Annotated in this window: 17 protein-coding genes; 5 read left to right on the top strand and 12 right to left on the bottom strand. The window is 75.2% G+C overall.

Going from position 1 to position 16,409, the window contains the following annotated elements:
• Positions 1-31: 31 nt before the first annotated feature.
• The 7 genes from ACI798_RS13640 to ACI798_RS13610 form a co-directional block, all read right to left on the bottom strand.
• Complete coding sequence (locus ACI798_RS13640; protein WP_456942996.1) at positions 32-1,696, bottom strand: catalase; 1,665 nt, start codon at positions 1,694-1,696, stop codon at positions 32-34.
• Complete coding sequence (locus ACI798_RS13635) at positions 1,693-2,193, bottom strand: Fur family transcriptional regulator (protein WP_456942997.1); 501 nt, start codon at positions 2,191-2,193, stop codon at positions 1,693-1,695. The genes ACI798_RS13640 and ACI798_RS13635 overlap by 4 nt, the downstream gene beginning before the upstream one ends.
• A 106-nt stretch (positions 2,194-2,299) precedes the next feature.
• Positions 2,300-3,184, bottom strand: a complete 885-nt coding sequence (gene purU / locus ACI798_RS13630; RefSeq protein WP_456942998.1) for a formyltetrahydrofolate deformylase — start codon at positions 3,182-3,184, stop codon at positions 2,300-2,302.
• Positions 3,185-3,231: 47 nt separating this feature from the next.
• Complete coding sequence (gene ligD, locus ACI798_RS13625) at positions 3,232-4,152, bottom strand: non-homologous end-joining DNA ligase (RefSeq protein ID WP_457048147.1); 921 nt, start codon at positions 4,150-4,152, stop codon at positions 3,232-3,234.
• A gap of 10 nt (positions 4,153-4,162) precedes the next feature.
• The gene (gene ligD / locus ACI798_RS13620; protein ID WP_457048146.1) at positions 4,163-5,146 is read right to left on the bottom strand and encodes a non-homologous end-joining DNA ligase; all 984 of its coding nucleotides are present in this window, start codon (positions 5,144-5,146) and stop codon (positions 4,163-4,165) included.
• A gap of 9 nt (positions 5,147-5,155) precedes the next feature.
• Positions 5,156-6,115, bottom strand: coding sequence for a non-homologous end joining protein Ku (gene ku / locus ACI798_RS13615; RefSeq protein WP_457048145.1), 960 nt, complete (start codon positions 6,113-6,115; stop codon positions 5,156-5,158).
• Positions 6,116-6,253: 138 nt separating this feature from the next.
• On the bottom strand, positions 6,254-6,859 hold the full coding sequence (locus ACI798_RS13610; protein ID WP_456943002.1) for a DUF1360 domain-containing protein: 606 nt from the start codon (positions 6,857-6,859) through the stop codon (positions 6,254-6,256).
• Between the two features lie 157 nt (positions 6,860-7,016).
• Between ACI798_RS13610 and ACI798_RS13605 the strand changes: the two genes are divergently transcribed.
• Positions 7,017-7,538 carry a hypothetical protein gene (locus ACI798_RS13605; protein ID WP_456943003.1) on the top strand — a complete coding sequence of 174 codons (522 nt, stop codon included), beginning with the start codon at positions 7,017-7,019 and terminating at the stop codon, positions 7,536-7,538.
• A 262-nt stretch (positions 7,539-7,800) separates the two neighbouring features.
• The gene (locus tag ACI798_RS13600; RefSeq protein ID WP_387989785.1) at positions 7,801-8,199 is read left to right on the top strand and encodes an STAS domain-containing protein; all 399 of its coding nucleotides are present in this window, start codon (positions 7,801-7,803) and stop codon (positions 8,197-8,199) included.
• Positions 8,200-8,262: 63 nt separating this feature from the next.
• On the opposite strand, the gene ACI798_RS13595 is transcribed toward ACI798_RS13600, so the two are convergent.
• Together ACI798_RS13595 and ACI798_RS13590 are read right to left on the bottom strand one after the other, a co-directional pair.
• On the bottom strand, positions 8,263-9,273 hold the full coding sequence (locus ACI798_RS13595) for a DNA topoisomerase IB (RefSeq protein ID WP_457048144.1): 1,011 nt from the start codon (positions 9,271-9,273) through the stop codon (positions 8,263-8,265).
• Between the two features lie 48 nt (positions 9,274-9,321).
• Entirely contained in the window at positions 9,322-11,172 is a 1,851-nt protein-coding gene (locus tag ACI798_RS13590; protein ID WP_457048143.1) for a SpoIIE family protein phosphatase, read from the bottom strand.
• A gap of 250 nt (positions 11,173-11,422) precedes the next feature.
• On the opposite strand from ACI798_RS13590, the gene ACI798_RS13585 reads away from it, so the two are divergent.
• Both ACI798_RS13585 and ACI798_RS13580 read left to right on the top strand, forming a co-directional pair.
• Complete coding sequence (locus tag ACI798_RS13585; RefSeq protein WP_456943006.1) at positions 11,423-11,920, top strand: ATP-binding protein; 498 nt, start codon at positions 11,423-11,425, stop codon at positions 11,918-11,920.
• A complete protein-coding gene (locus ACI798_RS13580; protein WP_456943007.1) occupies positions 11,917-12,924 on the top strand; it encodes a SigB/SigF/SigG family RNA polymerase sigma factor in 1,008 nt (335 codons plus the stop codon). The genes ACI798_RS13585 and ACI798_RS13580 overlap by 4 nt, the downstream gene beginning before the upstream one ends.
• Position 12,925: 1 nt before the next feature.
• Here ACI798_RS13580 and ACI798_RS13575 read toward each other — a convergent pair whose 3' ends face one another.
• Positions 12,926-14,134 (bottom strand): SPFH domain-containing protein, encoded by a 1,209-nt coding sequence (locus ACI798_RS13575; protein ID WP_456943008.1) that lies wholly within the window; start codon positions 14,132-14,134, stop codon positions 12,926-12,928.
• A gap of 85 nt (positions 14,135-14,219) precedes the next feature.
• Entirely contained in the window at positions 14,220-14,660 is a 441-nt protein-coding gene (locus ACI798_RS13570) for an NfeD family protein (protein ID WP_456943009.1), read from the bottom strand.
• A gap of 67 nt (positions 14,661-14,727) precedes the next feature.
• Between ACI798_RS13570 and ACI798_RS13565 the strand changes: the two genes are divergently transcribed.
• Positions 14,728-15,468: a hypothetical protein gene (locus tag ACI798_RS13565; RefSeq protein ID WP_456943010.1), complete on the top strand. Its 741-nt coding sequence runs from the start codon at positions 14,728-14,730 to the stop codon at positions 15,466-15,468.
• A gap of 50 nt (positions 15,469-15,518) precedes the next feature.
• Here the strand turns inward: ACI798_RS13565 and ACI798_RS13560 are convergent, their stop codons facing one another.
• Complete coding sequence (locus ACI798_RS13560; protein WP_457048142.1) at positions 15,519-16,355, bottom strand: class I SAM-dependent methyltransferase; 837 nt, start codon at positions 16,353-16,355, stop codon at positions 15,519-15,521.
• Positions 16,356-16,409: the final 54 nt, after the last annotated feature.

Below are 16,409 nucleotides of genomic sequence, written 5' to 3'. Positions count from 1 at the left end.
ACGCGGCCCGCTGCGGTGTGCCGTGTGCTGCTCAGGCCTCGACGGTGACGTGCTCGTTGGGCACGCAGTGCGTCATCTGGTGGCCGGTGACGTCGCGCGGGCCGTTCTTGCCGAGGTTGGCGGCGCGCTGCAGCTCCTCCTCGGTGAGGGTCTGCGTCTGCAGCGGCTCCAGGCCGCGGACGTCGTCGGCGCTGATGCCCAGGCCGTCGCCGACCCGCTGGCCCCACTCGTCGTCGCACATGAAGAAGTGCCAGACCATCCGCTCCTGGATCTCGCGGCGGCACTGCGAGAGGGCGTCGACCAGGTTGGCGACCAGGTCGTCCTTCTCCCACTGCTCCGAGAGCTGGTAGCGCTCGCCGGCCTGCGCGTAGTCGTTCGTGCGCGGGATCCGCTTGCGGGTGAGCCGGCCGGTGACGACCGGGCCCTGCTCGTCGTGCGTCGGGTACTGGGCCTCCCGCAGGCCGCCGAGGATCGACGGCTCGTAGTTCACGTGCGGGTTGGTGCCCTCGGCCCGGTCCACGCCGTAGGCCATCTGGCCGTCGCGCTGGTTGGTGGCCACCCGCGCCTTCGGCGCGTTCACCGGCAGCTGCAGGTAGTTCGGGCCGACCCGGTAGCGCTGGGTGTCGGAGTAGGAGAACGTCCGGCCGACGAGCATCTTGTCGTCGGAGAAGTCCAGACCGTCGACGAGCACACCGGTACCGAACGCGATCTGCTCGTTCTCGGTGAAGTTGTCCACCGGCATCCGGTCGAGCGTCATCGTCCCGACCTTGCGGACCGGGAACAGCTCCTCGGGCCAGACCTTGGTGTCGTCGAGCGGGTCGAAGTCCAGCTCCGGGTGCTCGTCGTCGCTCATGATCTGGACGTAGAGGTCCCACGACGGGTGGTCGCCGGCGGCGATGGCGTCGTGCAGGTCCTTGGTGTGGGTGCCGAGGCTCTTGGCCTGGGCGGCCGAGGCGTCCGCGGCGGTCCAGGACTTGACGCCCTGCTTCGGGTACCAGTGGTACTTGACCAGGACGGTCTCACCCTCGGCGTTGACCCACTTGTAGGTGTTCACGCCGAAGCCCTGCATGTGCCGGTAGCTGGCCGGCGTGCCCCGCGGGCTGAAGACCAGCGAGATCATGTGCATGGCCTCGGGGGTCTGGCTGAAGAAGTCGAAGGCGCGCTCGGCGACGTTGGCCTCGAAGGTGACCGGGTCCGGCTTCTGCGAGTGGATGAAGTCGGGGAACTTGATGGCGTCCCGGATGAAGAAGACACCGAGGTTGTTGCCGACGAGGTCCCAGTTGCCCTCCTCGGTGTAGAACTTCACGGCGAACCCGCGCGGGTCGCGCGCGGACTCCGAGGAGTCGCGGCCGCCGGCCACGGTGGAGAACCGCAGCGCCACGTCGGTGCGCTTGCCCTTCTCCTGGAACAGCTTGGCGCGGGTGTACCGGCTGATCGGCTCGTCGCCGACGGTGCCGTCGGCCTCGAAGTAGCCGAACGCGGTGATGCCGCGCGCGTGGACGACGCGCTCGGGGATCCGCTCCCGGTCGAAGTGGCTGATCTTCTCGAGGAACTGGTAGTTCTCCAGCGTCGCCGGGCCGCGCGCGCCCACCGTCCGCTGGTTCTGGTTGTCGTAGACCGGGTGGCCCTGACGGTTGGTCAGGACCGGGCGGTCGGCCTCGCTCGGGGCCGGCCCCTGCGATGCGACGTCGGTCATGCTCCTGCCTCTCCTCGGGTGTGGTGCTGTCCGACCTCTGGACGGACTCGGACGGACGGGCCGGGGGCGGCGGCCGGGTGGCCGGCGCCCCGGCAGTCGGGGCACAGCCCCCAGAACACGACCTCGGCCTCGTCGACGACGAAGCCGGCCGTGTCCGACGGGGCCAGGCACGGTGCCGCGCCCACGGTGCAGTCGACGTCGGCGACCGCACCGCACGAGCGGCACACCAGGTGGTGGTGGTTGTCCCCCACGCGGACCTCGTACAGCGCCGGTGCCCCGGCGGGTTCGACCCGGCGGGCCAGCCCGACGGCGACCAGCGCCTTGAGGACGCCGTAGACCGCCTGCGGCGAGATCGTGGGGTGTGCCTGGCGGGCCACCGTGACCAACGTGTCCGCGTCGGCGTGCGGATGGGCGGCGAGGGCGTCGAGGACCGCGAGCCGGGGCCGGGTGACCCGCAGCCCGGCGTCGCGCAGCCGCGGCGCCCACGTCGTCTCCATCGGGTCCCACCCAACCCGCTTTTCTTTAGTCAGTCAAATCAAGGGCGCGTGTCGGGTGGGGCTCCCCGCTGGACCAGCGGTACCCGGGTGGGCAGGAACACACGCGTCAGGCGAAGACGATCGTGCGGTCGCCCTCGACGACGACGCGCTCCTCCACGTGCCAGGTCACCGCCTGCGCGAGCACCTGGCGCTCGACGTAGCGGCCGATGCGGCGCATGTCCTCGACGGTGGCGCGGTGGTCGACCCGGGCCACCTCCTGCTCGATGATCGGGCCGGCGTCGAGCTCCGGGGTGACGTAGTGCGCCGTCGCGCCGATCAGCTTCACGCCGCGGTCGTGCGCCGCCCGGTACGGGTTCGCCCCGACGAAGGCCGGCAGGAAGCTGTGGTGGATGTTGATCAGCCGCTCGGGGAAGCGGCTGCAGAAGTCCGCCGAGACGATCTGCATGTAGCGGGCGAGCACCACCAGGTCGACGTCGCCGACCAGCTCCAGCGCCCGCGCCTCGGCGTCGGCCTTGGTGTCGGGCGTCACCGGCACGTGGTGGAAGGGCACCCCGGCCGCCGCGGCCACCGGCTCGAGGTCGGGGTGGTTGGAGACGACGGCGGCGATGTCGGCGCGCAGGTCACCGGCGCGGACCCGGTAGAGCAGCTCCTGCAGCACGTGGTCGGTCTTCGACACGAACACCGCCAGCCGCGGCCGGCGTGCGGCCTCGGTCAGGCGCCAGGTCAGCTGCCACTGCGCGGCGAGCAGCTCCAGCGCGCCCTCCAGCTGCGTCCGGCGCGTGGCCAGCCCGGGCAGCACGAACTCCAGCCGCAGGGTGAACACCCCGCCGGTCGGGTCCGAGGAGTGCTGCTGCGACTCGGTGATGTTCGCGCCGACGTCGGCCAGCAGCCGGGACAGCACCGCGACGATCCCCGGGCGGTCCGGGCAGCGGACGACCAGCCGCCCGAGATCGGAGGAGACGGGGTCGTGCGCGAGCGGGGCGGCGGACACGGTCGGAGATGGTGGCAGAAACGGCCGTTTCTGCCGCTCACCGGGGCTCAGACGGCGGGCAGGCGGGCGCGGGTGCGGGCGGCGACGTCGAACAGGTCCCCGTACTCCTCCACCCGGGCGAGCACCTCCTCGGTGCGGAAGCGCAGCTCCGCGGGGTCGGCGCCGTCGCGGACGGCGTCCACCTCGTCCCACCCGATCGGCGTGGACACCGGCGCGTCGGGGCGGGCACGCAGCGAGTACGGGGCGACCGTCGTCTTGGCCGGGTTGTTCTGGCTCCAGTCGACGAGCACCTTGCCCGGCCGCAGGACCTTCTCCATCCGCCAGACGACGCGGTCGGGCGTCTCCGCCGACAGCTCCTGGGCCAGCGCCTTCGCGTAGCGGCTGGGGTGCTCGCGGTCGGTCACCCGGATCGGCGCGTAGACCTGCACCCCCTTGGACCCCGACGTCTTGACCACCGGGTCCAGCCCGTCGGCCACCAGCCGCACCCGCAGCCGCTCGGCGACGTCGCAGCACTCGCGGATGCCGGCGTCCGGGCCGGGGTCGAGGTCGAGCACGAGCAGGTCCGGCAGCGCCGGCTGCCGCTTGCTGCCCACCTGCCACTGCGGCACGTGCAGCTCCAGCGCGGCCAGGTTCGCCGCCCAGGCGAGGTCGGCGACGGTCTCCAGGACCACCATCTCCAGCACCTCGCGGTCCCGCGAGCTGCCGGGGCTCGGCACGGTCACCCGCCGCACCCAGTCCGGCGCGTGCCGGGCGGTGTTCTTCTCGAAGAAGGCCTGCCCCTCGACGCCGTCGGGCCAGCGGGTGAAGGTGACCGGCCGGCCGGACAGGTGCGGCAGCAGCACCGGCGCGATGCGCACGTAGTAGTCGATGACCGCGGCCTTGGTGAACGAGACCTCGGGGAAGAGCACCTTGTCGAGGTTGGACACCGACAGCTGCCGGCCCTCCACCCGCACCCGCTGGCGGTCCATCAGGCTCCCCTCAGGGGGACCACTCCACGACGACGTCGTCGACGTCGAGGTCCTCGCGCAGCCCCCGCCACGCAGGGTGGCGCATCCGGCCGTCCGCGGTCCACGCGGCGAAGGCGACCTCGCCGACCAGGTCCGGCTCGGCCCAGCGCGCGTCGCGGGCCACGTCGCGCGGGACGGCACCGGCGAACGGCGCGCTGCGGCGCGGGGTGAGCAGCCCGCCCAGCTCGCGCAGCACCGCGTCGGTGAACCCGGTGCCGACGTGCCCGGCGTAGACCAGGCGGCCGTCGTCGTCGTGGACGCCGACCAGCAGCGACCCCACTCCCCCGGCCCGCCGCCCCTTGCCCGGCCGCCAGCCGCCGACGACGACGCTCTGCGTGCGGACGTGCTTGACCTTGCGCCACTCCGGCGAGCGCGCGCCCGGCCGGTACGGCGAGTCCAGCCGCTTGGCGACCACGCCCTCCAGCCCGTTGTCCCGGCTGGCCGCGTGCACGCCGGCGCCGCCGCCGCGGAACCACGGGGTCGCCGCCCAGCGGTGCCCCTGCGGGGCGAGCGCGTCCAGGCGCTCGCGCCGCTGCGCGTAGGGCACGTCGAGCAGGCTGCGGCCGCGCTCGGCGAGCAGGTCGAACACCAGGTAGGTGACCGGCACCGCGGCCGCGAGCCGGGCGACCTCCGGCCCGCCGGTGCGGTGCATGCGGTTCTGCAGCAGCCCGAAGTCCGGGCGGCCCAGCCGGTCGAGGGCCACCACCTCGCCGTCCAGGACGGCCTCGACGCCGGCCAGGGTGCCCGGTAAGCGGCTGAGTTCGGGATAACGGGCGGTCAGGAGGGTGCCGCTGCGCGCCCACAGGTCCACCCGGCCGTCGCGGACCGCCGCGAGCGCCCGCACACCGTCCCACTTGAACTCGTAGCCCCACGCGGCGTCGTCGGCCGGCAACTCGCCGGCGACGGCGAGCATCGGCGCCGGCACCGGCGGCCCGGGCAGGGCGGGACGGACCATCCGGGCGGGTCAGGCGCTGCGGCGGGACGCGCGCTTGGCCGGCTCCTTCTTGGCGGCCGTGACCTTGCGCGCGCGGGCCGGGCGGGCCGGCGCCTCCTCGGCGGTCGCCTCCCCCGCGGGCGCCTTCTTCGCCGCGGCCTTCTTGGCGGGCTTGCGCGCCGGCGCCGCCTCCGCGGGCGCCTCGTCGTCGGCGGCGCCGCCGCGGGCCCGCTCGACGCTGCGCCGCAGCGCGCTCATGAGGTCGACGACGGCCGCGCCCGGGTCGGCGGTCTCCGGCACCGGCTGCACGTCGCCGCCGGTCTGCTTGGCCTCCAGCAGCGCGGTCATCGCCTCGCGGTAGTCGTCGGTGAACTCGGCCGGGTCGAAGTCGCCGGCCATCGAGGTGATCAGCGCCTCGGCCATCTGCAGCTCCTGCGGCCGGACCGAGACGTCCTCGTCGAGGAAGCCGAAGTCGGGACGGCGGATCTCGTCGGGCCAGCGCATGGTGTGCAGCACCAGCACGCCGTCGCGGACCCGCATGGCGGCCAGCGACTCCCGCTGCCGCAGCGCGATCTTGGTGATCGCGACCCGGCCGGTGTTCTCCAGCGCGTCGCGCAGCAGCACGTAGGGGCGGGTGGCCGGGCCGTCGGGCTCCAGGTAGTAGGTCTTCTCGAACTGGATCGGGTCGATGTCCGCCTGGTCGACGAACTGCAGGACCTCGATCTCGCGCCGGGTGGCCAGCGGCAGCTCGGCGAGGTCGTCGTCGGTGAGGATCACCAGCTGGCCGTCGGGCAGCTCGTAGCCCTTGGCGATGTCGCCGTACTCGACCTCCTCGCCGTCGATCGAGCAGATCCGCTTGTACCTGACCCGCCCGCCGTCGACGGCGTGCACCTGGTGGAAGCGGACGTCCCTGTCCTCGGTCGCGGTGTAGAGCTTCACCCCGATGCTGACCAGGCCGAACGAGACCGCGCCGCGCCAGATCGAGCGCATGTCACTCCCCTTCCCGGGCTCCGCGACCGTCGGGCGGCGCGGCCCGCAGGATAGGTGCGGGCCGGCGCCCCGGCAGTGCGGTCGCTGGTGATCTCCTCCGCCCGGGGGAAGCGGGCGCTCCTCTCGCTCCTGTCGTGCTCAGTCCTGTTCTGCGTGCCGGCCGGACGTGTCGTCCTGACTGCCATCGTCCTCCGGGCCGCCGCCGGTGACACTGCTCTGCAGCGCGTCGTAGGCGAACTGGAGGACGTCGGAGCCGGCCACCATCGTCATGGTCAGCGCGGCCAGCCGGGTGGCCCGCGGCGCGGCGACGTAGGAGAAGACGAACGCGGTGCCCACCCACTGCGCCAGGCAGAACGGGCAGGTGACCAGCTCGCCGACGGCGTGCTTCCAGCCGTGCTCGACCCGCAGGTCCTCGGCGAGCTCCGCCTCGCCCGACGCGCCCTGGAACCGGGCGAACGGCGCGCGCAGCGGGCTGGTGACCGGGTCCTTCGCGATCCGCCGGGCCAGCCGGAAGGTGCCGACGGTGAGCAGCACGGCGTCGCCGAGCGGGATCCTGCTGGGCAGCTCCCGGCCGGAGGCGCGGACCACCGCCGCGCCGGCGGTCACCGCGGCGCTGTACACGCCCATCGCGCCGAGGAACCCGCCGAGGGGCCGACCCTCGTCGCCGGCGTAGCCGCGCGCCTGCTCGTTCGCCCAGCGGCGCACCGGTTGCACGGTGCGCGCCACCTCGTCGGGGATCGCCATGCGGCTCCCGCTACCCCTGCGGCCGGTGCGCCATGCCGTCCGGCCCGGCCGGTCGCGTCACGTCCCGCCGCCGCATGGCTTCCCGGGAGGCGGGTAGGCGGGAGGGCAGTCCGCCGCCGGGGGCACCGTCCGGCGGCCCGAGAGAGAGGAACGCCCGATGACCCAGCCGGAGCCGAACGACAGCGGGGCGGTCCACTCCGCGCAGAACGACGCCGAGTTCCCCGACGACGAGCGGGGCCTGACCGGCGTGCGCGAGGGCGGCGCGCCGGGCTCCCAGGGGCAGACCGCCCGCGACGTCTTCCCCGAGGACCAGGGTGTGCCGGACGTCTCGCAGGACGACTTCCCCACGATGCAGCGCTCCGAGGACCCGCAGTTCGCCCCCGAGCCGGGTGACCGGGAGGACGAGCCGGTCGGGTTCGGGACGACGGCGCGCGAGCAGCAGGAGGGCGAGTCGCTGACCGCACGCCTGGAGGAGGAGGTCCCCGACGACGACCCCGGCGTGCGCCCCGCCGAGGACCCGTCGCGCGCGTTCGCGCAGCTGGACCAGGACCAGGACACCGACGCGCTCAGCGACTCGGGCACCAACCGCACCGGGGACGACGTCGAGGCCTTCGCCGACGCCCCGGTGGCCGGGGAGGGCCCGGAGGAGTCGGCGATGCACGTCGTCGAGAACACCTGACGCCACTCTCCAGCACCGTTCCGTCACCGGCCCGGGTGAGCGCCGCCACGCGCACACCCGGGCTGGTTGGCGGACGGCCACCGGGTTGTCTACGTTGTAAATGCGGTTGAGCAGGCAGCCGCGCTCGCCGGTCGGCCGACCGCCTCCGGCGTTCTCACTGCGACGCCGGCCTGCCCGGGGGCCACGACACCTCCGGGTCGCACGGCGGTAGATTGACCGGTGGCCGCACCGCTCGGCGTGGCCACTGAGAGGAGCTGCGTCCGTGACCGCATCCGACCTGCCCGCCGGGGGGCAGCACGACGTGTCCACCGAGGGCACGGAGGCACCCTTCGACGACGTGATCACGCTCTCGACCTCCACCAGCGAGGACGGCGCGGTCACGGTGACGGTCGTCGGCGAGGTCGACACCTTCACCGCCCCGGTGCTGCGCTCCTCGCTGGACACCCAGCTCGAGCAGCAGCCCCGTGAGCTGGTCATCGACCTGTCGGGGGTCCAGTTCCTGGGCTCCGCCGGCCTGGCCGTGCTCGTCGAGACCCAGAAGTCGGCGAAGTCCCGGGACGTCGAGCTGCGCCTGGTCGCCACCACCCGGGCGGTCACCCGCCCGCTGGAGGTCACCGGCCTGATCGACCTGTTCACCATCGTGGACAGCAGCGCCCGCTGACCCCTCCGCACCACCCGCGACGAGGCCCCGCTCCGGCGGGGCCTCGTCGGCTTCCGGAGCCGGTCAGGCGGAGAGCAGGCGACAGACCGCCTGCTCGAGCACCTTCTGCGCCTCGCGGTCGTCGTCGGCGCCGGCCAGGTCGGCCAGCGCGTCGGCCACCGTCTCCCCGTTCTCGTAGCGGTCCACCACCCGCGGGTCCACGTAGCTGGCCTTGCACACCGCGGGGGTGTTGCCGAGGTGCTCGGAGACCCGCACGTACGCCTCGCGGATCGTCCGGTTCCGCGCCGTCCGGGTCCTCGGCGGCGGCTGCTCGGCCAGCGCGGCGGCCATCAACACCGTGGCGTTCCAGGTCCGGAAGTCCTTGGCGGTGATCTCCGCGCCGCTGACCTCCTTGAGGTAGGCGTTGATCTCGTCGCTGGTCACGTCGTGCCAGGTGCCGTCGTCCAGCTGATACGCCAGCAGCTCCTCGCCGGCGTCGTCGGGGCGCTCCAGCAGGTGCCGGACGACGGTCGCCGTCGGCCGGTCGGTGATCTCCACCTCCCGCTCGATGCCGCCCTTCGCGGTGTACCGGAAGAACGTCCGCTCCCCGCGCACGGTCACGTGCTCGCGGCGCAGCGTGGCCAGGCCGTAGGTGCCGTTCTCCTCGGCGTACTCCTCGCTGCCGATGCGGAAGGTCCCGAGGTCCAGCAGCCGCAGCGCGCAGGCGAGCACCCGCTCCCGGTTGGGCCCGCGGGTGCGCAGCGCGTCGGCCACCCGGTCGCGGACCTCGGGCAGCTCCGAGGCGATGGCCAGCACCCGCTCGTGCTTCTCCGCGTCCCGCCGCGCCCGCCAGGCGTCGTGGTAGCGGTACTGGCGGCGGCCGGCCGCGTCGAGCCCGGTGGCCTGGATGTGGCCGTTGGGCCACGGACAGATCCACACGTCCTTCCAGGCCGGCGGGATCGCGATGGACCGGATCCGGTCCAGCCGGTCCGCGTCCCGGATCAGCTGCCCGGTCTCGTCGCGGTAGGAGAAGCCGCGACCGGCCCGGCGCCGGGTCCAGCCGGGCCCGTGCACGTTGCTGCGCCGGAGTCTCACGCTCCGTTGATGGGCACCGCGCCGGTCCCGTAAACGGACCGGCCCGGGTCAGCGCAGCTCGACCAGCCGCTGCAGGCCGCTCACCTCGAGGATGTGCCGGGTGACGCCGCCGTCGGGCGCGTGCACGACCAGCCGCCACCCCTCGGCCTCGGCGATCGCGGCGACCGCGAGCACCACGCGCACCGCCGCGCTGCTGAACAGCGTGACCGCGGTGAGGTCCAGCTCCACCCGGACGGTGCCGCCGTGGCTGGCCTCGAGCAGCCGGATGCGCAGCTGCTCGGCGCTGACCATGTCGACGTCGCCGGCGGCACGCACCACCGGGTCGGCGCCCTCCCGGTCGACGACGACGGTCGCGCCGGTGCCGCCCACCGGGTGCTCGGGCTCCTCGTCGGGCGTCTGGCGCAGCCGGGTGCGCAGCGTGACCGTCGTGCCGTGCTCGCCGCGCACGACCATCCCGTCGACCAGCTGGCGCATGATCAGCAGCCCGCGGCCGCGGTCGCCGGGGTCGCGGTCCGGCGGGCGCCAGGTGCCCTCGTCGTGCACGGTCACGGTGAGCACGCCGTCGACGTCGACCGCGGCGGTGACCTGCATGGGGCCGGGCTCGGTGCCGCGGTAGGCGTGCTCGGCCGCGTTGGCGCAGGCCTCCCCCACCGCGACCATGACACCCACCCGGTCCTGCTCGCCCATGCCGAGCGCGGTCAGCCAGGCGCTCAGCCGGCGGCGCACGGCGGGCAGCGACGCGGGCACCGCGAGCAGGTCCAGCCGCAGCGCCTCCACCGACCGCGCGCGGCGGTGCGCCACGAGGACGGCGACGTCGTCGGGGCGGCCGTCGGCGGTGAGCACCCCGCCGGCGATGGTGGCGGCCAACCCGGCCATCGCGTCGCCGTCGAGGGTCGCGGGGTCGGTCAGCGCCGCCCGGGCGACCTCGGTGAGCCGGTCGAGCCCCGCGGCGGGCGGCGGGCCGGCCGCGGCGACCGCGCCGTCGGAGTACAGGACCAGAGTGGCGCCGCGCTCCAGCCGGGCCGAGGCGACCGGCGTCGCCGCGCCGCGCACCGTGCCCAGCGGCGGCCGCGGGTCCACCGCCAGGCGGGTCGTGCGCCCGTCGGCCTCGACCAGCAGCGGCGGCGGGTGCCCGGCGGCGGCGTAGGTCAGCGCGCCGGTGGCCGCGTCGAGGACGGCGTAGAACACCGAGGCGCCCTGGACGTCGTCCATCTGGGTGGCGAAGTCGTCGAGGGCGGCGAGCACCGCGGCGGGGGCGGGGTCGCGCAGCGCGCTGGAGCGCATCGCCCCGCGCAGCCGGCTCATCGCGGCAGCGGCCGGCACCCCGGAGCCGACGGCGTCGCCGATGACCAGCGCCAGCCGGCCGTGGCCCAGCGGCACGGCGTCGTACCAGTCGCCGCCCGCGACGCGGTCGGAGCTGGCCGGGTGGTAGCTGCCCGACAGCCGCACGTCGGGCAGCAGCGGCAGGGAGGGCGGCAGCAGCGAGTGCTGCACCTCCCCCACGACGTCCCCGGGCACCCCGTCCCGGGAGTCTCCGGGCTCCTCGCTGCTCTCGACGACGAGGACCGCACCCGGGTCGGCGCCGGCGGCCAGCGGCCGCACGGCCACGGTCACCTCCGGGCCGTCGCCGGCCAGGACGCCGGAGAGGGTGACCGGCCGGCCGGTGCGCAGGACGTCGGCGACGACGTCGGCCACCGAGCGGTCGCCGACGACGGGCAGGTCGTGCGGGGTGGGCCCCAGCATGCGCGCGCGGGCGTTGGCCCACAGGGTCCGCGGGTCGGGGCCGGCGACGAACCACAGGGCCGAGGGCACGTCCTCCAGAGCGGCCACCAGCGCCGCCGGGCCCACGTCCTCGGCGGGACGGGGCCCCGGCGGCAGACTGCCCTGGCTGGTGCTCATCCGGGGACCAACAGACCACAGGGCCGGTGCCCCGGCAACCGCGCGCGACGCCGTCGGCACACCGTGTTTGCCGACGCGCCGGGGACGGGTAGACGGTCCTGCTGGGACACGGCCCGGTCGCCCCCCGCCCCCCGCCCCCCGCGCACCGCGGACCCGCGAGCGGGGCAGGATGGAGGCCGGGTGCCGCGACCCCGGACACCTGCGTGGAGACCGGTCGCGGCCGGACGGACTGACGAGGAGCGGACGACGGATGGCGGACTCGAGGGGTGCCCTCGCCCAGGACGGGCGGCGCGCGGAACGGCTGGAGCTGCGCGTGCCGACCACGCCGACCCAGCTCCCCGCGGTGCGGGCGATGGCCGGTGACCTGGCCATCCGCATGGACTACGACCTGGACTCGGTGGAGGACCTGCGGCTGGCGGTCGACGAGGCCTGCGCGACGCTCGCGGCGATCGCGCTCGGCGACGCGCCCCTGACGGTCGTCTTCGAGACCACCCGGGCCGGCCTGCACATCGACGCGTGGGTGCCGACCGCCGAGGGGACCGACGTCCCCCGCGACGGCTTCGGCTGGGCGGTGCTGCAGACGCTGGCCGACAACGTCGAGGGCCGGCCCGCCTCCCAGCGGGAGGTGCCGGCCGGTGACGGCGGTGGGGGCGCGGTGGCGGTCATCTCCATGGACAAGTACCTGCCCGGGCAGCGGCCGGCGCAGCTGGTCGGCTCGGCGGGCAGCGACGACTCGGTGGCCCCGTGACGCCGGCGACCGCCGGTCCCCGGGCCCCCGTCGAGGAGGACGCCCTGCACGACGACCCGTCGGTGGACGCCCCCGACCCGGCCGACCGGGCGGAGGCCGAGGACACCGGGGCCGAGGACGTCCAGGACACCGAGGACGCCGACACCGAGGACGCCGACACCGAGGACGCCGACACCGAGGACGCCGGGCCCGGGACCGGCCGGGGCGCCGGCGCCCGCGAGGGCGACAGCGCGCCGGTGTCGGACAACCGGCGGCGCGCCGAGCGGACCGCGCCGCTGTTCGCCGAGCTGGCCACGCTGGAGAAGGACGACCCGCGGCGGGAGCGGCTGCGCGAGATCCTGGTCGAGGAGCACCTGCCCCTCGTCCGGCACTTCGCCCGCCGGTTCAGCAACCGCGGCGAGCCCTTCGACGACCTGCTGCAGGTCGGCACGCTGGGCCTGATCGCGGCGATCGACCGGTTCGACCCGACCCGCGGGGTGGAGTTCCTCTCCTTCGCCGTCCCCACCATCACCGGGGAGATCAAGCGGCACTTCCGCGACCAGGGCTGGTCGGTGCGGGTGCCGCGGCGGCTGCAGGAGCTCCACCTGTCGCTGAACTCCGCCGTCGGCGAGCTGGCGCAGAAGAACGGCCGCGCGCCGACGCCGTCGGAGCTGGCCGAGCACCTGGGCATCCCGCGCGAGGAGGTCCTCGAGGGCCTGGCGGTGGCCAACGCCTACCGCAGCAGCTCGCTGGACGAGCGGCTCTCCGGCGAGGACGACTCCCCCACGCTGGCGGCCACCCTCGGCGAGGAGGACGCGGCGCTGGAGGGCGTCGAGTACCGCGAGTCGCTGCAGCCGCTGCTGGCCACCATCCCGGCCCGCGAGCGCCGCATCCTCATCCTGCGGTTCTTCGGGAACATGACCCAGTCGCAGATCGCCGCCGACATCGGCATCTCCCAGATGCACGTGTCCCGGCTGCTGAGCCAGACCCTCGCCAAGCTCCGCGAGGGGCTGCTCAAGGACTAGCTCACCCCTGCGGCCGCCCGGCGTCGGGGGTCCCGCCGTGGGTGACGTCCTCCTCGGCCGCCCGCGCCAGCGACGTCGTGGGCGGCAGCTCGGGGGCGGGCAGCGCCGGCCCGGCCTCGGCGATGCTGTGGAGCTCGATCCTCGCCTCGGGCTGCTCGGCGGCCGGAGGCACCTGTGACTCGAACCAGCCGGTGGTGTCGATACCGCCCCCGTGGGCGCCGGCGGCGGGAGCCCCGTCGGCGGGCGGCGGGACGTCCAGGAACGACCGGCCGTCGCCGTCGGCGCCGCCGAGCTTCGCCAGGCCCTCGAGCGCCCGGCTGAACTCGCTGGGGACGATCCACATCTTGTTCGCGTCGCCCTGCGCGATCCGCGGCAGCGTCTGCAGGTACTGGTAGGCCAGCACGCCCTGGTCGGGCCGGCCCTCGTGGATCGCCCGGAACACCGTCTCGATCGACTTGGCCTGCCCCTGCGCCTGCAGGTACAGCGCCGCCCGCTCACCCTCGGCCCGCAGGATCCGGCTCTGCCGCTCCGCCTCGGCCTCGAGGATCGCGGACTGCTTCTTCCCCTCGGCCGACAGGATCGCGGCGGCCTTCTGCCCCTCGGCGGTGGTGATGGCCGACTGCCGGGCGCCCTCGGCCTGCAGGATGATCGCCCGCTTGTCGCGGTCGGCCCGCAGCTGCTTCTCCATGGAGTCGCGGATCGACGGCGGCGGGTCGATCGCCTTGATCTCCACCCGCGCCACCCGCAGCCCCCACGGGCCGGTGGTGCCGTCGAGCACCTCGCGCAGCTGGCTGTTGATGCCGTCGCGGCCGGTCAGGGACTGCTCGAGGTTCAGCCCACCGACGACGTTGCGCAGCGTCGTCGTGGTCAGCTGCTCCATGCCGGTGATGTAGTTGGCGATGCCGTACACCGCCAGCCGCGGGTCGGTGACCTGGAAGTAGACGACGGTGTCGATCCCCACCTGCAGGTTGTCGGCGGTGATCACCGGCTGCGGCGGGAACGAGACGACCTGCTCGCGCAGGTCGACCGTCGCGCGCACCCGGTCGACGAAGGGCACGAGCAGCGACAGGCCCGGCGAGAGCGTGCGGCTGTAACGACCGAGCCGCTCCACCACCTTGGCCTGGGCCTGCGGGACGATCGTCACGCTCCTCGCGACGACGAGCACCACCAGCAGGGCGACGACGATCAGCGCGATCAGGGCAGGGGTCACGGCGGCGCTCCTCGGATCGGGTCCCGCTGTGATCATCCCCCGGGTGGCACCCGGGGTCACGCCCTCGCGCCGCGGGCGCGAGGCGTCAGAGCTCGAGCGCCTCGCCCACGACGGCGGTCGCGCCGTCGACCTGGAGGATCCGCACGGTGGCGCCGACGGGGAAGCTGCTGTCGCCGTAGTCGGTGCGGGCGGTCCACTCGTCGGCGCCAACCCGGATGCGGCCGCTGGAGCGACCGACCTCGCGGGTCACCGTGGCGGTGCGGCCGACGAGGGCCTGCACGCCGTCGACGTGCCGCGGCGTCCGGTTCTCCAGGTGCGCCTTGGCCGCGGGCCGGACACTGGCCAGCAGGAACACCGAGACGGCGATGAACGCCACCACCTGGAAGGCGAGCGACCCGCCCGCCAGCGCCACCACGGCCCCGCCCAGCGCACCGCCGGCGAACATCAGCAGGACCAGGTCGAGGCTGGCCACCTCGCCCGCGACGAACAGGCCCGAGGCGACCAGCCAGAGCACCCACGCAGCCACGTCCCCAGTCTCCCAGAACACCCGCCGTCCCCGGGCCCCCGGGACGCCGCCGACGTAGCCTCGCGGGGTGCTCCACGACCTCCCCGCCGGGCGGTTCGCCGTCTGGGCGACCGCGTGGCTGTCCGGCCGCGCCTCCTACGACGACGCGCTCGACGCGCTGGCCGACGACCGCGCCCACCGCGTCAGCGGCCTGCCCGGCACCTCCGGCGCCGTCCCCCTCGGCTGGGCGCTGACCGCGCTGCGCGGCCTGGGCGAGCGGCGGCTGCGGCTGGTGCTGCCGGTGCCCGGCGACGTCCGCGGCGTGCCGGCCGCGCCGGGCCTGGCCGCGCTCGCCCTCGAGGCCGGGCAGGTCGCGGTCGGCGACGCCGTCGCGCTGGTGCCGGAGGACCTCGGACCGGAGGTCACCGCGTGGACGGCGGTCGACCTGACCGGCGTCCCGCCCGCGCCGCCGCCGGTCGAGGGCTCGCTGCGCGCGGTCTCCGGGGCGCTGGACCTCGCCGTGGGCGACGCCGCCCGCACCCTCGCCGCGCTGGACCTGGCCCGCTGGAACCCCGAGGTGCCGGCGCTGCTGGCCGGCCTGGGCAGCGCCCGCGCCCCGGAGCTGCCGCCGGACACCGACGCGCTCGCGTCCTCGGTGCTCGCCCGGGCGCAGCGGCTGGCGAGGGTGCTCGACCTCGCGCTCACCGACGCCCCCGGCGGCGCGGTCACCCACGGCCAGGCCGCCGCCCGCGACGAGGCGCTGCGCCCGCTGGCCACCGCCGTCCGCGAGGCGACCGTCGCCGCCTACAACGCGGTGCCGCGGCCGTAGCGGCACCGCGGGCTGCCGGTGCACCCGGCGGGGCCGTGCCCCGTCCGGCGTCAGGGCCGGCGGGCCGTGACCAGCCAGGCCGCGGAGCCGAGCTCGACGCCGTCGGGCCCGGCGTGGGCCTCGAGCCGGCGCCGCAGGTCGGCCACGGCGCGGTCCCGGGCGTCCGGGTCGAGCCCGTCGAGCATCCAGCCGGCGAGGCCGAGGACGAAGGTCAGCGCCTCGTCGGCGTCGGCACCCCACCACTCCGGCTCGGCCAGACCCTCGACCTCCACCTGACGGTGACCTGCCGCGGTGAGCACCTCCCGGATCCGGGCCGGGTCCGCGAGGGAGAACGGACCCGGCGCGCCCGGCGGCGGTGTCGGCAGCGGGCGGCCGGCGGCCAGGGCCCCCGTGATCTCGGTGATCCACTCGTTGGCCTCGGCGGCCTGCCACACGAGCAGGACCAGGCGGCCGCCGGGCACGAGCGCCCGGCCGACGTTGGCCAGCGCCGCCACCGGGTCGGCGAAGAACATGGCGCCGGCCCGGCTGATCGCCACGTCGAAGGCGGCCGGCGGGAAGGCGGCCACCTGGGCGTCGGCCTGCTCGAAGCGGACGCCGGTCAGCCCCTCGTCGGCGGCGCGGCGCCGGGCGACCTCGAGCATCGCCGAGGACAGGTCGACGCCGAGCGCCGAGCCGGTGCGGCGCGCGGCCTCCCGCGTCGTCCGGCCGGTGCCGCAGCCGACGTCGAGGACCCGGTCCCCCGGCCGCAGGTCGGCCGCGGCGAGGAAGGCCGCGTCGTAGCGGGCGACCGACCGGTCGAAGCGGTCGGCCTGCGCTGCCCAGTACGCGCCCTGCGCGCCGTCCCACGCGCCCAGCTGCGCGGCGTTGTCGGGAGCAACCTCGACCACGGCCCACCGTCCTCGTCCGGCCCCCGGTGGCCGACCGGTCTACTCGCGGGACCC

This window comes from Geodermatophilus sp. SYSU D01045, from assembly GCF_054050295.1.
The sequence above is the reverse complement of the archived record's forward strand: the minus strand, read 5'-3'. Positions and strand labels throughout refer to the sequence as shown.

What these genes read in the sequence shown, in the direction of transcription:
- ACI798_RS13605 (WP_456943003.1), top strand. Translation starts at nt 7,017, where the DNA reads ATGACCCAGCCGGAGCCGAACGACAGCGGGGCGGTCCACTCCGCGCAG.
- ACI798_RS13635 (WP_456942997.1), bottom strand. Translation starts at nt 2,193, where the DNA reads ATGGAGACGACGTGGGCGCCGCGGCTGCGCGACGCCGGGCTGCGGGTC.
- ACI798_RS13590 (WP_457048143.1), bottom strand. Translation starts at nt 11,172, where the DNA reads ATGAGCACCAGCCAGGGCAGTCTGCCGCCGGGGCCCCGTCCCGCCGAG.
- ligD (WP_457048147.1), bottom strand. Translation starts at nt 4,152, where the DNA reads ATGGACCGCCAGCGGGTGCGGGTGGAGGGCCGGCAGCTGTCGGTGTCC.
- ligD (WP_457048146.1), bottom strand. Translation starts at nt 5,146, where the DNA reads ATGGTCCGTCCCGCCCTGCCCGGGCCGCCGGTGCCGGCGCCGATGCTC.
- ACI798_RS13610 (WP_456943002.1), bottom strand. Translation starts at nt 6,859, where the DNA reads ATGGCGATCCCCGACGAGGTGGCGCGCACCGTGCAACCGGTGCGCCGC.
- ku (WP_457048145.1), bottom strand. Translation starts at nt 6,115, where the DNA reads ATGCGCTCGATCTGGCGCGGCGCGGTCTCGTTCGGCCTGGTCAGCATC.
- ACI798_RS13585 (WP_456943006.1), top strand. Translation starts at nt 11,423, where the DNA reads ATGGCGGACTCGAGGGGTGCCCTCGCCCAGGACGGGCGGCGCGCGGAA.
- ACI798_RS13640 (WP_456942996.1), bottom strand. Translation starts at nt 1,696, where the DNA reads ATGACCGACGTCGCATCGCAGGGGCCGGCCCCGAGCGAGGCCGACCGC.